The sequence below is a fragment of the Acidocella sp. genome (assembly GCF_036489515.1).
In the GTDB taxonomy this organism is placed as follows: domain Bacteria; phylum Pseudomonadota; class Alphaproteobacteria; order Acetobacterales; family Acetobacteraceae; genus Acidocella.
In genome coordinates this window covers 1-13,085 of sequence record NZ_DASXFO010000067.1, presented here as the reverse complement: position 1 = coordinate 13,085, position 13,085 = coordinate 1, and the positions used below count along the sequence as shown (strand labels likewise).

The 13,085-nt window shown below is 59.8% G+C and carries 13 protein-coding genes and 1 pseudogene; 5 read left to right on the top strand and 9 right to left on the bottom strand.

Annotated features, from left to right (window positions below):
- Positions 1 to 338 precede the first annotated feature (338 nt).
- The 4 genes from VGG47_RS10575 to VGG47_RS10560 are packed head-to-tail and all read left to right on the top strand — an operon-like array spanning position 339 to position 3,512.
- Positions 339 to 1,151: a transporter substrate-binding domain-containing protein gene (locus VGG47_RS10575; protein ID WP_331538248.1), complete on the top strand. Its 813-nt coding sequence runs from the start codon at positions 339 to 341 to the stop codon at positions 1,149 to 1,151.
- 21 nt (positions 1,152 to 1,172) lie between these two features.
- A complete protein-coding gene (locus VGG47_RS10570) occupies positions 1,173 to 1,928 on the top strand; it encodes an amino acid ABC transporter permease (protein WP_331538246.1) in 756 nt (251 codons plus the stop codon).
- Entirely contained in the window at positions 1,925 to 2,773 is an 849-nt protein-coding gene (locus VGG47_RS10565) for an amino acid ABC transporter permease (RefSeq protein ID WP_331538244.1), read from the top strand. Before VGG47_RS10570 ends, VGG47_RS10565 begins: the two co-directional genes overlap by 4 nt.
- A 1-nt stretch (position 2,774) precedes the next feature.
- Positions 2,775 to 3,512 (top strand): amino acid ABC transporter ATP-binding protein, encoded by a 738-nt coding sequence (locus VGG47_RS10560; RefSeq protein ID WP_331538242.1) that lies wholly within the window; start codon positions 2,775 to 2,777, stop codon positions 3,510 to 3,512.
- A gap of 125 nt (positions 3,513 to 3,637) precedes the next feature.
- Here the strand turns inward: VGG47_RS10560 and VGG47_RS10555 are convergent, their stop codons facing one another.
- From VGG47_RS10555 to ubiM, 6 genes are all read right to left on the bottom strand, one after another.
- A complete protein-coding gene (locus tag VGG47_RS10555) occupies positions 3,638 to 4,291 on the bottom strand; it encodes a 3-oxoacid CoA-transferase subunit B (protein ID WP_331538354.1) in 654 nt (217 codons plus the stop codon).
- 175 nt (positions 4,292 to 4,466) lie between these two features.
- Positions 4,467 to 4,778: a MoaD/ThiS family protein gene (locus tag VGG47_RS10550; protein ID WP_331538240.1), complete on the bottom strand. Its 312-nt coding sequence runs from the start codon at positions 4,776 to 4,778 to the stop codon at positions 4,467 to 4,469.
- Positions 4,775 to 5,887, bottom strand: a complete 1,113-nt coding sequence (locus VGG47_RS10545; RefSeq protein ID WP_331538239.1) for a WD40/YVTN/BNR-like repeat-containing protein — start codon at positions 5,885 to 5,887, stop codon at positions 4,775 to 4,777. The genes VGG47_RS10550 and VGG47_RS10545 overlap by 4 nt, the downstream gene beginning before the upstream one ends.
- Before the next feature lie 129 nt (positions 5,888 to 6,016).
- Positions 6,017 to 6,367, bottom strand: coding sequence for a hypothetical protein (locus VGG47_RS10540; RefSeq protein ID WP_331538236.1), 351 nt, complete (start codon positions 6,365 to 6,367; stop codon positions 6,017 to 6,019).
- A gap of 115 nt (positions 6,368 to 6,482) precedes the next feature.
- Positions 6,483 to 8,522, bottom strand: a complete 2,040-nt coding sequence (locus tag VGG47_RS10535) for an NAD(+) synthase (protein WP_331538234.1) — start codon at positions 8,520 to 8,522, stop codon at positions 6,483 to 6,485.
- Between the two features lie 177 nt (positions 8,523 to 8,699).
- Positions 8,700 to 9,935 (bottom strand): 5-demethoxyubiquinol-8 5-hydroxylase UbiM, encoded by a 1,236-nt coding sequence (gene ubiM / locus VGG47_RS10530; RefSeq protein WP_331538232.1) that lies wholly within the window; start codon positions 9,933 to 9,935, stop codon positions 8,700 to 8,702.
- A 423-nt stretch (positions 9,936 to 10,358) separates the two neighbouring features.
- On the opposite strand from ubiM, the gene VGG47_RS10525 reads away from it, so the two are divergent.
- Entirely contained in the window at positions 10,359 to 10,811 is a 453-nt protein-coding gene (locus VGG47_RS10525; RefSeq protein ID WP_331538230.1) for a hypothetical protein, read from the top strand.
- 141 nt (positions 10,812 to 10,952) lie between these two features.
- On the opposite strand, the gene VGG47_RS10520 is transcribed toward VGG47_RS10525, so the two are convergent.
- From VGG47_RS10520 to VGG47_RS10510, 3 genes and pseudogenes are all read right to left on the bottom strand, one after another.
- Positions 10,953 to 11,876: a ParB/RepB/Spo0J family partition protein gene (locus VGG47_RS10520; RefSeq protein ID WP_331538228.1), complete on the bottom strand. Its 924-nt coding sequence runs from the start codon at positions 11,874 to 11,876 to the stop codon at positions 10,953 to 10,955.
- 243 nt (positions 11,877 to 12,119) lie between these two features.
- The gene (locus tag VGG47_RS10515; RefSeq protein WP_331538226.1) at positions 12,120 to 12,590 is read right to left on the bottom strand and encodes a chemotaxis protein CheW; all 471 of its coding nucleotides are present in this window, start codon (positions 12,588 to 12,590) and stop codon (positions 12,120 to 12,122) included.
- A 35-nt stretch (positions 12,591 to 12,625) separates the two neighbouring features.
- Positions 12,626 to 13,085 (bottom strand): annotated as a pseudogene (locus VGG47_RS10510) (hypothetical protein); the annotation flags it as partial.

The following is a 13,085-nucleotide window of genomic DNA, read 5'->3' as shown; positions in this document are numbered from 1 at the left end:
AACCCGACGCTGCATATCTAGGAACCAAACGTACGGCTACCACCCATGTCCACGGCACTTTACCTCGCCCCGTAGGTGCCAGAATGCCTCCCGTGCGGGCGCTTAAATATTGAGCACGGATGGTTTTTTCGTTTCTACTCCGTCTCACAACAACCGAAAATAACGATAATTTCGTACTTTTTCGAGTAATCGTCTCAAAATTTTGTTTTTGGTGGGCGTTATGAAGGCAATCCTTGCCACACGCCGCCAAACTAGGCACCATGGAATCATGAGAGTCGAAAGCCTTACGTCGTCGTCGACCCCATCATTTCAGGGGTGTTCATAAGGGAGGGTGGCCTATGATTCAAAACAAAGTGGCTTGTCTGGGATTGCTGGTTGGCGCGATGGTCGTCTTCGGGCCAAACATGGCGCGGGCCGATGAACTTCAGGACATCAAGTCCAGCGGTGTCCTGGTGGTGGGAGTTAAAGCCGACTATCCGCCGTTCGGCTATCTGAGCCCGACCGGGGCGAGCATCGGCATCGAACCCGACCTCGCGCGCAATCTGGCGCAGCGTCTCGGCGTGAAAGTGCAATTCGTCCCCGTGGTCGCAGCGAATCGAATCCAGTTCCTGCAGCAAGGCAAAATCAATCTGCTGATCGCGACGATGAACGATACGCCGGAACGAGAAAAAATCGTCGATATCATTCACCCTAACTACTACGCGTCCGGCTATAACGTGATGGTCCCGAAGACCGTGAAACTAACGAGCTGGGACGCTCTGAAAGGGATGCCGGTCTGCGCCATTCAAGGTTCCTTCTACAACAAGGACGTCGGCGAGAAATATGGCGCTGAGCTGGTCGCCTTCACCGGCGTGGCCGAAGCTCTGACCGCCCTGCAACAAGGCCGCTGCAACGCGTTCCTCTACGATGACACTGCGATCGCAGGAAAACTGACGGATCCGACCTGGAAAGCCTATGATATGCCGCTGCCCACTCTCGGCGCGGTGCCCTGGGGCATGGCCGTCAAGAACGGCGAGCCCGCTTTCGCCGCTTTCGTTTCCAAGGCAAGCGAGGATTGGGAAAAGACCGGATATATCCTCTCCCTAGAAACGAAGTATGGGATCCCCCACTCTGCCTATGCCGTGCAACAGCACGACAAATACAAATCCTAACGCGTCTCGAAGGAAAAGAGAGTGACGCCGGGTCTCGCCATCGCTAACTGGTTTTCGCATCTTAACGACACTACCGGCGTCAACTTCACGATTTTCTATGATCCCTACGATCGCGCGCGGTTTCTGAATGGGTTTTGGGTGACGCTGGAGCTGTCCGGCGTCACCATCGTCGGCTCAGTGCTGCTGGGCATCGTCGGCGCCTGGGGACAGATGTCGCGGCAAGGATGGATACGGTGGCTCGTTGAGGGCTACATCCAGCTGTTCCGCAACACGCCCCCGCTTGTGCAAATGTATTTTTTCTATTTCGGGTTAAGCGCGCTACTCCCCAAAATGAGAAACGGCGTGGGCTTCGAGGAGCCGCTGATCAACGGTTTCGCCTGGGCCTGCCTGTCGCTGATCTGCTTTGCCGGATCGTTCAATGTGGAAATTTTTCGCTCCGGCATCGAGGCGATTCCGACCGCCACGACCGAGGCGGCCGAATCACTCGGCTTTACGCGGCTGCAGACTTACATTCAGGTGACATTGCCACTCGCTTTGCGCATCTGCCTGCCAGCACTCACCAACAACCTCGTCAATCTGGTCAAGACCACGACGCTCGCTTATGCCATCGCCGTTCCCGAACTTCTCTATGTGTCCAACCAGATCTGGTCGGACAATGAGAATGTGCCCGAGATGATGCTCGTCCTGTTCGTGATCTATATCGCCTTGGTGGGCATTCTGGTTTTCGCGATGCACGCATGGGAGCGCGCCTTGCGTCGACCGGGTCTCGGAACATGAGCGCGAAATTTCCCGTCATCCTGCCACTGAATGCGACTTTGCAACGCCAGCCGGGCGGTCTGCCGACGCTACGGCTGGCCCCCTGGCATGGCATCGTGTTGGCGGCCATTATCCTCTTCTCGTCGGCTGCCGCCGATGCCGCAACGGGACAGGCCACGCAGGCCGGCGTGCTGGCCGTCCTCGCAAACTGGACCCCCCTGCTGTTGCGCGGTTTCGGGCTGAACATACTCATCAGCTTCCTCTCCATGGCCATCGGAACGGTCCTGGGGGCGTTTCTCGGCCTCGGACTGATCACACCATCCCGGCCGACCCGCGCGATGTCCTGGCTGCTGACCCAGTTCTTCCGCAATGCCCCCTGGCTGGTCCTGCTGTTTTTCATGATCTTTCTGCTGCCCTTCCAGATCCATGTCGGGTCGCACACCATCAGCCTCCCGGGCTGGCTGAAGGCGGTGATCGGCCTCGCTCTACCGGTCATGGCCAACGTCGCGGAGATCGTGCGCGGCGGGGTGCTCTCGATCCCTCCCGGCCAATGGGAAGCCGCCGAATCACTCGGCTTCACGAGGCGACAGCAACTATGGCTGATCATCCTGCCGCAGAGCGTGAAACGCATGCTGCCGCCGTGGATGAACCTTTACGCCATCCTCACCACCTCGACGACACTCGCCTCGATCGTCGGCGTGAACGAGGTGGTGACGCTGGCCGGCCAGGTCCTGGCGGCGGAAGGCAGCCGGCCCAACCTGCTGGCGCCCATCTACGCCTATGTCTTGCTGATGTTCTTCATCTATACCTATCCCATCGCATGGGCGACCCAACGCCTTGAACGCCGCTATCAGGTACGGAACTGACATGACCACCGAACCACTCGTCGTCATCGACAATCTGCACAAATCATTCGGCCATGTCGAAGTCATCAAGGGCGTTAGTCTTGCTGTTTCGAAGGGCGACGTCGCCTGCATTATCGGCCCGTCGGGATCCGGAAAATCGACCTTGATCCGCTGCGTCAACGCGTTGGTGCCGTTCGAAATCGGCTCGATCAAGGTGTTGGGCATCGAGGTGAACGACCCTAAGCTCGACAAGCTGAAGCTGCGCAAGCATGTCGGCATGGTATTCCAGCAGTACAATCTGTTTCCGCACCGAACCGCGCTGCAGAACGTGATGATGGCGCCAATCCAGGTGCTGAAGCGTCCCAAAAAAGAGGTCGAAGCGGAAGCCTACGCCTTGCTCAAGAAAGTTCGTCTCGAGGGCAAGGAACATGCCTACCCGGGCGAGCTTTCCGGCGGGCAGCAACAGCGTGTCGCCATCGCGCGGTCACTCGCAATGAAGCCGGATCTGATGCTCTTCGACGAAGTAACCGCCGCACTCGATCCGGAAACCGTCGGTGAAGTTCTGCTGACCATCCGCCAGCTCGCCGAAGAAGGCATGACCTGCATCCTGGTGACCCACGAAATGGGCTTCGCCCGCGAGGTCGCAAACGAGGTCTATTTCACGGATCGGGGCGTGATCGTCGAGCACGCCCCGCCGGCGCAGTTTTTTTCCGCCCCGCGCGATCCGCGAACGCAGGCATTTCTTAGTCAGATTCTGTAGAGAGTAAGAGAAGGCTACTTTTTGTGAACAAAAAGTAGCAAAAAAACTTTATTAATTTGGGCCATGGGCTTTGTCGGGGACAACGCCCGTGGCCCAGCATAGTAAAAGTTTTTGCGCCGCTTTTTTCAAAAAGCGGCTGCTTCCTCTATCCTGAAGGCAGCTTCGGTCTTCTGCCTTACCTCATCAAGGCTCACACCCGGTGCCAGCTCGCGCAGCGTCAAACCGCCCTTCACCTTGTCACAGGCCAGCACACAGAGATCCGTGACGATCAAGTCTACCACACCCGCACCGGTCAGTGGCAGGCTGCATTCTTCGACGATCTTGGAGTGGCCGTCTCTCGAGGTATGTTCCATCACCACGACGATGCGTTTGACCCCGGCGACGAGATCCATCGCGCCCCCCATGCCTTTTACGAATTTTCCAGGCACGGCCCAGTTCGCGAGATCGCCCTTTACGGAAACCTCCATCGCCCCGAGAATCGCAAGGTCGATATGGCCGCCGCGAATCATGGCGAAACTCTCGGCGGAGGAAAAGAACGACGAGGTGGGAAGAGCAGAAATCGTCTGTTTTCCGGCGTTGGTGAGATCGGGATCGACGTCGGCCGGATCAGGAAACGGGCCCATCCCCAGCATGCCGTTTTCGCTCTGCAAGGTCACCGCGACATGGTCCGGTATGTAATTGGCAACCAGGGTCGGGATGCCGATCCCCAGATTGACGTAGTCGCCGTCATTCAATTCTTGGGCCGCACGCGCGGCCATCTGTTCGCGTGTCCAGGGCATTGGTTTGCCATATCGCTCAGACAAGAAAAGGGGAAGGCTTCTTTTTGTGAACAAAAAGAAGCAAAAAAAGCTTTATTGATGCTGGGTCACGGGCTTGTCGCTGACAACGCCCGTGACCCAGCGGAGCAAAATTTTTGCGCCGCTTTTTTTAAAAAGCGGCTGCTTTCCTACCGCTTCATCCTCCCGCGATGGCGCCGATGATGATGAATGGTTCGCGTCCTTCAGCGACCGCACGCGGGAGCGGCGCGTCCGCAGCCTGATGCGAGACATCCTTCTGGCACGCGAAAAAACGGATAAAGGGCCGCCGCCGCTTACTGTCCTGGTCGCGCATTGTGCCTCGTAGCGCCGGATAGCGCGCCTCCAGACTCTCGAGAACGGCACCAATACTGGCCGTGCCGATGACGGCAAGGTCGATCTCCGTGTCAAAACTGAGTTGCGCCAGTTGCCGCAGGCTTGCGGGCAATTCCACGTGGATCGTGGCGGTCATGGCAGCGTCTGGGCCTCGACCGACAAGATCGCCGGCAGGTCCCGGACGATGGCGCGCCAATGGTCGCCGGAATCCGCGGAGGCATAGATCTGCCCGCCCGTCGTGCCGAAATACACCCCGCCCGGATCCAGCCGATCGACCGACATGGCGTCGCGCAGCACATTGACGTAGCAATCCCGTTGCGGGAGGCCCTCTGTCAACGGCTCCCACTCATGACCACCGCTCCGGCTCCGATACACGCACAGCTTTCCGTCCGGGGGAAAATGCTCCGCATCGCTCTTGATCGGTACGACGTATAGCGTTTCGGGCTCATGGGGATGAACGTCAATGACGAAACCGAAATCCGTCGGCAGATCGCCGCTGATCTCCCGCCAGTTCTCCCCCGCATCGTCCGACCGCATCACATCCCAATGTTTCTGCATGAACAGCGTGTCCGGGCGGGATGGGTGCATGGCGATATGGTGAACGCAATGGCCGATCTCCGCGGTCGGGTCGGGCAGATGGGATGAATTCAAGCCGTGATTGATCGGCTTCCAGCGCCGGCCGGCATCGTCGCTCCGAAACGCGCCCGCGGCCGAAATGGCGACTAAAATCCGCGCCGGATCGGTCGGGTGCAGCAAGATCGTGTGCAGACACATGCCGCCAGCGCCTGGCATCCAGTTCGGGCCTGTATCCTGGCGCCGCAGGCCCGAAACCTCCTGCCAGGACTGGCCCGAATCCTCGGATTGGAACAAGGCGGCATCTTCCACACCGGCATAAAGCGTATCGGCGCTGAAGAGAGACGGCTCGATATGCCAGACGCGCCGGAACTCCCAGGGATGAGGCGTGCCGTCATACCATTGGTGGGTTCCAGGCACGCCCTCATAGGCAAAACGATTGTCGATCACGGACCAGGTCTGACCGCCATCCTCGGAACGTTGCATCACCTGGCCGAACCAGCCGGAACTTTGGGAGGCATAGATCCGATCCGGATTGATCGGCGATCCTTTGAGATGAAAAATCTCCCAACCGGGAAAATACGGACCGGCGACCGACCAGCGCTCGCGATCGTCGCTTGAGAGAATGAACGCCCCTTTGCGGGTGCCAACCAGCAATCGGACTGCGGTCATATTCGACGCTCCATATCTGGCACGAGTTTAGATCGGAAATGCCGGATACCGCACCACATTTCCGTAACGTCATGTGTCGGTTAGGTAAGATAAGGAAGGCTTCTTTGGAGCCGTGCTGGTTTCACAGCCTCAGGCCCAGAGGACAAGGAGTTTTTGCGCCGCTTTTTTCAAAAAGCGGCCGCTTTCCTCCATCCACCATGATGAATTCCAATTAAACAAATAATGAGAAAACGACGCCTGTGGATGGCGTATATCAACTGAGCCAAAAATGGCGTCTTTCAAAACAATCAAGAGGAGAGAAACATGGCCAATACGGGCGGACCTCCCGGCCGTTCTCACGAACAGCAAGGGAAAGCAGGCGAGCAGGGCCGCAAGCCGGCGAGCAACCCTCCGGGAAAATCGGCGAGCAACGAAGCCGACCGTGAAAAAACCGCCCCTGGCACGCGCGGTGGTCAGGAGCAACACGGGAAACCCGGCCATCAGGGCCCCAAGAGCTCCTGAACCCGGCGCCTTCTCAAAGCCCGGGACGGTGCGCCGCCCCGGGCCGTTTTAGTGAAGGGGAAGGCTTCTTTTTGTGAACAAAAAAGCGGCCGCTTTACGCCTTCGGCACGTTGCGCGCCAACTCATCGAGCCAGGCCGTGGCGTTGCCGTCGGAAGGCGCGCGCCAGTCGCCGCGTGGGGAGAGCGAGCCGCCGGCAACCACTTTGGGGCCATTCGGCATGGCGGAGCGCTTGAACTGGCTGAAGGCGAAGAACCGCCGCAGGAAAAGCTCCAGCCATTTCCGGATCTCGCCAAGGCTGTATTGCGTCCGCCGCGTTTCGGGAAAATGGGCCGGCCAGGCCCCGGCCTGTACGTCGCCCCAGGCATGCAAAGCCAGAAAGGCGATTTTCGAAGGCCGGAAACCGTGGCGCAGCGTGTAGTACAAATTGAAATCCTGCAGCGCATAAGGGCCGATTTTCGCTTCCGTGCTCTGCAGCGTGGCGCCGGCCTCGACCGGGACGAGCTCGGGGGAAATTTCCGTGTCCAGAATCGCTTCGAGCGTGGCGCCGACCGCATCGCCGAACCCACCGGAGCGCGCCACCCAGCGAATCAAATGCTGGATCAGCGTTTTCGGGACGCCGGCATTGACGGCGTAATGCGACATCTGGTCGCCGACGCCATAGGTGCACCAGCCGAGTGCGAGTTCGGAGAGGTCGCCAGTGCCGATGACGAAGGCATTGTTCTGGTTGGCGAGGCGGAACAGATAGTCGGTCCGCAATCCCGCCTGCACGTTCTCGAAGGTGATGTCGTAAACCGGCTCCCCCTGACCGAAAGGATGACCGAGATCGGCCAGCATCTGCCGCGCGGCGGGGCGGATGTCGAGTTCGCTGGCGCTGGTGCCGAGGCTGGTCATCAGGCGCCAGGCATTGGCCTTGGTGTCTTCGCCGGTGGCAAAGCCCGGCATGGTGTAGGTGAGAATATTGCGCCGCGGCAGGCCCAGCCGATCCATGGCGCGGGCCGCGACGATCAAGGCATGGGTTGAATCAAGGCCGCCGGAAATGCCCAGAACCACATGCTTGAGGCCGGTCGCGCGGAGCCTTTGGACCAGACCGGAAACCTGGATGTTGTAGGCCTCAAAGCAATCCTGTTCCAGCCGCGCGGGGTCGGAGGGCACGAAGGGAAAGCGCTCGACGCGGCGTTGCAGACCGAGATTGCCCATCGGCGGGGCCAGCCGGAACGAGATGGTGCGGAACGCATCCGCCGCCACATGGGTCCGGCGATTGTCATCGAAGGTCCCCATCCGCATCCGTTCCTGGCGGAGCAGATCCAGGTCGATATCGGCGATGACCGATTGCCCCGCTTCGGGGAAACGTTCCGCCTCGGCCAGGCAGACCCCGTTTTCGTAAATCATCACCTGGCCATCCCAGGCGACTTCCGTCGTGCTCTCCCCGGCGCCCGCCGCGGCGTAGATATAGGCCGCGAGGCAGCGCATGGAGGCCGATTGCGCCAATAACCGCCGGCTCTCGGCACGACCGATCGTAATCGGGCTGCCGGAGAGATTCGCGAGGATGGTCGCCCCGGCCAAAGCAGCGAGCGCGCTCGGCGGCACCGGGACCCAGAAATCCTCGCAGATCTCCACATGCAACGCGAGGCCGCGCACATCCTCGGCGGCGAAAATGAGGTTGTTGCCGAACGGGACGGCCTGGCCCCCGACGGTGATGTCTCCGCGAAGGTCGTCGCCGGCCGCGATTTGCCGCCCTTCGTAAAACTCCCGATAGGTCGGCAGATAGGATTTCGGAACGACGCCCAGGACGCGCCCGCGATGGATGACGAGCGCCGTGTTGTAGAGCCGGCCGGCATGGCGCAACGGCGCGCCCACGACCAGCACGGGCAACAGCTCTTTTGACGCCGCCACCAAGACAGCAATGACATCTTCCACCGCGTCCAGAACCGTGTCCTGGAGCAGCAGATCCTCGATGGAATAGCCCGACAATGTCAGTTCCGGGAAAACCGCCACTGCCACGCCGCGCTCATGGCAGTCACGGGCAGCCGCCAGCACGGCTTCGGCATTGCGGGCGGGGTCCGCCAGCGCCGTCTCGGTGGTGCAGGCGGCCACGCGGGCAAACCCCTGAGCGTAGAGGGAATAAAATTTCATTCCCAAACTATGCCACCAATGCCGCGCCGAAAAAAGCGTGGCTGGCCGGCCCGTGACAAGCAAAGAGGAAGCCTACTTTTTGTGAACAAAAAGTAGTTTTTTGCTCCTGGGGCCATGGGCGTCGTCGGCGCCAACGCCCACGACCCAGCATAACCAAAAATTTTTGCGCCGCTTTTTTTAAAAAGCGGCCGCTTTCCTCTCTCCGAGAGGCCCGCGCGGCTTGGTGGTCTTCTCCATCAGCTTTGCCACCATCGCGTGGCGGACCGGCGGCAGGCGCTCGCCGATGCGCAGCATCGCCTCGCGCAGCACGCGCGCGGGCAGGCTGTCATCCGTATAGAGCCTGGCCGTGGCATTGGTCGCCAGATAAAGCGGCCCGGTCGCGAGCCGATGGGCGCGCTGGTAGCGCTGGAGCAGCGCCGGCGCGCCGATATCCGTGGCCCCGGCGATGAGGCCGGCCAGGACGTGCTGGCCGCGCAGGCCGAAATTGAAGCCATGGGCGGTGACCGGATGCATCCCCACGGCCGCATCTCCGACCAGCGCGAAGCGCTGTGCGACGAAGCGCTCGGCATAGACCGCGACCAGAGGATAGGTATGGCGTGAGCTGACGGGGCGCATCGCGCCGAGACGGCCCTGGTAGCGGCGCGTGATCTCGGCGCCGAACGCCACGTCATCCAAGGTCCGCAACCGTTCAATCTCGCGCGCCGGCAAGGTCAACACCAGGGATGAAAGATGCGCTTCCTCCGCCGTGCCGTTCAGCGGCAGCATAGCGATGGTCTGGCCGTAGCCGAACCATTCGGTCGCGATCTCATGGTGCGGCGTCTCATGCGCCATGCGGCAAACCAGCATGCTCGCCCCGAAATCGCGCATGGCAGCCCCGATCCCGGCGCGCCGGCGCATCTTGGAAAATCGCGTATCGGCGGCGACGACCAGGCGGGCGGTCAGGGTGGTGCCGCAGGCCAGGCTCAGCGTCGCCTGCCCATCCCTGACCGTGAACCCGATCGCGGTGCTGTCCGCGAAGAGGCGAATGTTCGGCTTGTCTTGCGCGGCGGCATAAAGCGCGCGGCGGATCTGATAATTCGGGACGAGATGGCCGAGCCGTTCGCCTTGCTCACGGCCGGGACTGAGGCAGAGGGCGTGGCCGCCCGCGCCATCGAGCACGCGCGCCTCACAAAGCGGCGCGATCATATCGGACGGGATGCGCTCCCAGGCGCCAAGGCCACGCAGAACGTCGACGGAGAAATGGGTCAAGGCGATCTCGCGGCCGTCGAAGTCCGGCACCGCGAGCGCTGCGGCAGGCAGGCGCTCGACGAGGGCAATAGCGAGCCCCTGGTCCGCGAGCGAGCCAGCCAGGCTGAGGCCGGCCGGCCCTGCGCCAATGATAACGACGTCGAAATCCGTTGTGGTCTCAAGCATTCTGGCACTCCATCCGCGCCTTGGCAGATGCGGTCTTCTGCGGGCGCGGCGGTGGATTGTCCAGATCAGACGATGGCGCCGGGGTGGACAGCCCCCTCCCCCTGTCCGCCGGGGCGCGTGCGGCCAGATCTGCGTCTCGGACATAGCGGTCGAGCCCTGGCATCTGGTCACGCTCACCGGTGACGGCGACACAATCCCCCTACAGCTTGCAGAGATGCCACTTGAAAGTCCTAACCGACATAACTAACGTTCACGTCGCATCATAGGATTCGGGCAGATCCGCCGGTTGCAGCATTTTACCGTTGCAACAAATTCCGAGCTGCCTTAATCATACCACGCCTCCTGAATTAAGAATCATTCTTAAACTTTTAGAGAATAAAAAATCAGGACCTTATGGGACCCGCGAATTAAGGAGCATCTGCCTTGCCCTACATCGAGCACAGAAAATCCGCGCGCAAGCGGGTCATCAGAAGCGCCAAACTGATATTTAATCACGATGGCACCACCAATGACTGCATCGTTTTCGATCAGTCCGATGATGGGGCGTTAATTGAGTTAGACGACGACATCCCCGTTCCGCCTGACGTCGTTCTCCTGTTAAGCACAGGGACCACGTATCTTGCGCGAAGGCGCTGGCAGAGGGAGAATAGACTTGGCGTGCAGTTTTCCAATCGCCCGGTTGCCCAAACTGACACCACCAAGTCACTGCATATTTTTGCGCGCATCCTTGACAACTACGGCCAGTCCGTCGCCGCAAAGACACTACGGTCGACACGAAACTACGACAACGAAGAATCCCACCACGCGGACGAAGATGCCGAAGCCACTGAAGCAGAACTAACATCAATCCTGGCCGCAATTAAGGAAATTTGTTAATAAGTCAGGCGTTTAGGCGGAAGCTGAGGTTTCTAGAAAAACGCGTCCGGCTTTTGGCATCCGCAACCCCAGGCTGCAAGCGAAAGTGAAGGCCGCTTTTTTCAAAAAGCGGCTGCTTTCTTCTCTCCGTAGCGAGCTGGCCTACTCAGCCGCCTCGCCGTGGAGCAGTTTCTTGGCCCGCTTGGCTTTCATCGTCTCGATTTCTTCTGCCGCCTGTAACAGCCCGATCAGCACATTGGCGTCGACCTCTATCTTCTTGTTACCACGCTCCCGTTCCGGGATGGCCCGTAACGCCTCGGTCTGCGTCCTCAGGGCGGCCGGTATTCTGGCCATCGCGTACTCAACCCGGGCGAACACCGCATCGACTGTCTTGCGTGAGACTGAGCGGCCAGGGACGGCAGTTTTCGTGACCCGCTTCCGGCCCTCCTGCTTGACAGCTTCAAGCTTCTCGGACAGGACAGTCCCGGCCTGCTCGCCATGCGCGCGAACCGCTTCGGCCGCGATCTCCGCGGACACCGAACCGGCACGAACGAAGTCCTGAACCTCACGGCTGGCGGCGGAGAGTGTCAACAATTGCTCGACACGGGCCACTGTCTTGCCCTGAGAGGCGGCAATCTCGGCGGGCCTAAATCCCATCTGCTGCAGGCGTGAATAGCCCCGCGCAATATCCAAAATCTCCAGCTTCAAACCCTGCGCCGAACGCAACATCACCTCGACGCGCTCGGCATCATTGCCGCGGAACGGAATGACGCTGACCAGGGGGATCTTAGCCCCGCGGGCGATCGCCAGCTGCACACCACGGCGCCGGCAATGACCTTCAATAATCACAATCCGCCCGTCATCCAGCGCCCGGACCATCATCGGGGGAACATAACGCTCCGCCATGTAGGATTCACAAAACGCCTCGATATGCGCCACCACTTTCGGATCGTCATAATACCGAAGATTGAACCCTTCCTCTTCCTGAAGAAGCATCGGATCAACCTGGTATAGATATAATTTTCTATTTTTCTGGCCTTGCGCTTCCGCAGTAAAAGATTTCAGCGGGGTGACAACAAACGCCATAGAAAAGACCCTCAGACATATGCGCGAGTCAGCGGCCTATGAAAAACCCGCCAACATCGTAAGTGTACATGAGGTGAGATGTATTGCAAACCACTGGCCGGGGCCCCTAAAGCGGCCGCTTTTTGAAAAAAGCGGCGCAAAAACTTCTGCTAACCTGGGCCATGGGCATTGTCAGCGACAACGCCCATGGCCCAGGTTAACAAAGTTTTTTTGCTTCTTTTTGTTCACAAAAAGAAGCCTTTCCTAACCTACAGCCTCCGGGGGCAGTTCGGCCGAGGCGTCCAGGGCGGCGTCGGGCATGATGGCGGGGATCGACATGATGCCGATGATCCGATCTCCCACCATGAGGAGGCCTTCGATGAATTCCCGTGCAGCGCCATCGCCGGCATGCGGCGTCGCCTGCCTCATCTCGTCGGTGACTGTGAAGATTTCGCATACCGCGTCGACCAGCAGGCCGGCGACCCGATCGCCAAACTCAACGACCACGATTACCGAGGAGGCATTCGGCTCGGTGCTGGGCAGGTTCAGACGCTCGGCGAGGTCGACGATGGTCAAGACCGCGCCCCTGAGATTGATCATGCCCTTGATGTAGGAAGGGGCGTGAGCGAGAGGAGTGGACGCTGTCCACCCCCTGATTTCACGAATGGCCATGATGTCCAGAGCAAATTCCTGCGTGCCGATCAGCACGGAGAGAAATTCATTTGCGTCCGTCATCTGACTGTCCGCGCGGTTGGCGGTTTGACCCATGATCAAAACTCGCTCCAGTCATTTTCACCGGCTCCTGCCGTTGCCAAGCGACGGTCCGATCCGTTGTTGGAAGGAAGAGCAAGGAATTTTGTTTTGCTCTTCTGGATCTGGCGTTTCGGCGTCAGTACGGCTCTCACCGAAGACGATTGATTGGCCCGTGGTTTGGTTGTTTCGGGAGTAGAATCCTGGCCGATGTGGAACTGCCCGACCAGGCGCGCCAGCTCCTCGGCTTCTTCTGACAGGCTGTGGCTCGCCGCCGTCGCTTGCTCGACCATCGCCGCGTTCTGTTGCGTCACCTGGTCCATCTGGTTGACCGCCGAATTCTGAGCTGGCCCCCGGATTTGGGACCACTGGTTAAGGTGGAAAAGGCGCCGTTCTGTCGTGTAGATGGAGCGGATTATGAGCAAGACGAGACGGACGATTGATGCGTCGCTGAAGGCGAAGATCGCCTTGGAGGCGTTG

Bases quoted from the DNA above. Each gene is read 5' to 3' on its own strand.
- VGG47_RS10575 (WP_331538248.1), top strand. From the start codon at position 339: ATGATTCAAAACAAAGTGGCTTGTCTGGGATTGCTGGTTGGCGCGATG.
- VGG47_RS10565 (WP_331538244.1), top strand. From the start codon at position 1,925: ATGAGCGCGAAATTTCCCGTCATCCTGCCACTGAATGCGACTTTGCAA.
- VGG47_RS10560 (WP_331538242.1), top strand. From the start codon at position 2,775: ATGACCACCGAACCACTCGTCGTCATCGACAATCTGCACAAATCATTC.
- VGG47_RS10555 (WP_331538354.1), bottom strand. From the start codon at position 4,291: ATGCCCTGGACACGCGAACAGATGGCCGCGCGTGCGGCCCAAGAATTG.
- VGG47_RS10550 (WP_331538240.1), bottom strand. From the start codon at position 4,778: ATGACCGCCACGATCCACGTGGAATTGCCCGCAAGCCTGCGGCAACTG.
- VGG47_RS10545 (WP_331538239.1), bottom strand. From the start codon at position 5,887: ATGACCGCAGTCCGATTGCTGGTTGGCACCCGCAAAGGGGCGTTCATT.
- VGG47_RS10540 (WP_331538236.1), bottom strand. From the start codon at position 6,367: ATGGCCGGGTTTCCCGTGTTGCTCCTGACCACCGCGCGTGCCAGGGGC.
- VGG47_RS10535 (WP_331538234.1), bottom strand. From the start codon at position 8,522: ATGAAATTTTATTCCCTCTACGCTCAGGGGTTTGCCCGCGTGGCCGCC.
- ubiM (WP_331538232.1), bottom strand. From the start codon at position 9,935: ATGCTTGAGACCACAACGGATTTCGACGTCGTTATCATTGGCGCAGGG.
- VGG47_RS10520 (WP_331538228.1), bottom strand. From the start codon at position 11,876: ATGGCGTTTGTTGTCACCCCGCTGAAATCTTTTACTGCGGAAGCGCAA.
- VGG47_RS10515 (WP_331538226.1), bottom strand. From the start codon at position 12,590: ATGACGGACGCAAATGAATTTCTCTCCGTGCTGATCGGCACGCAGGAA.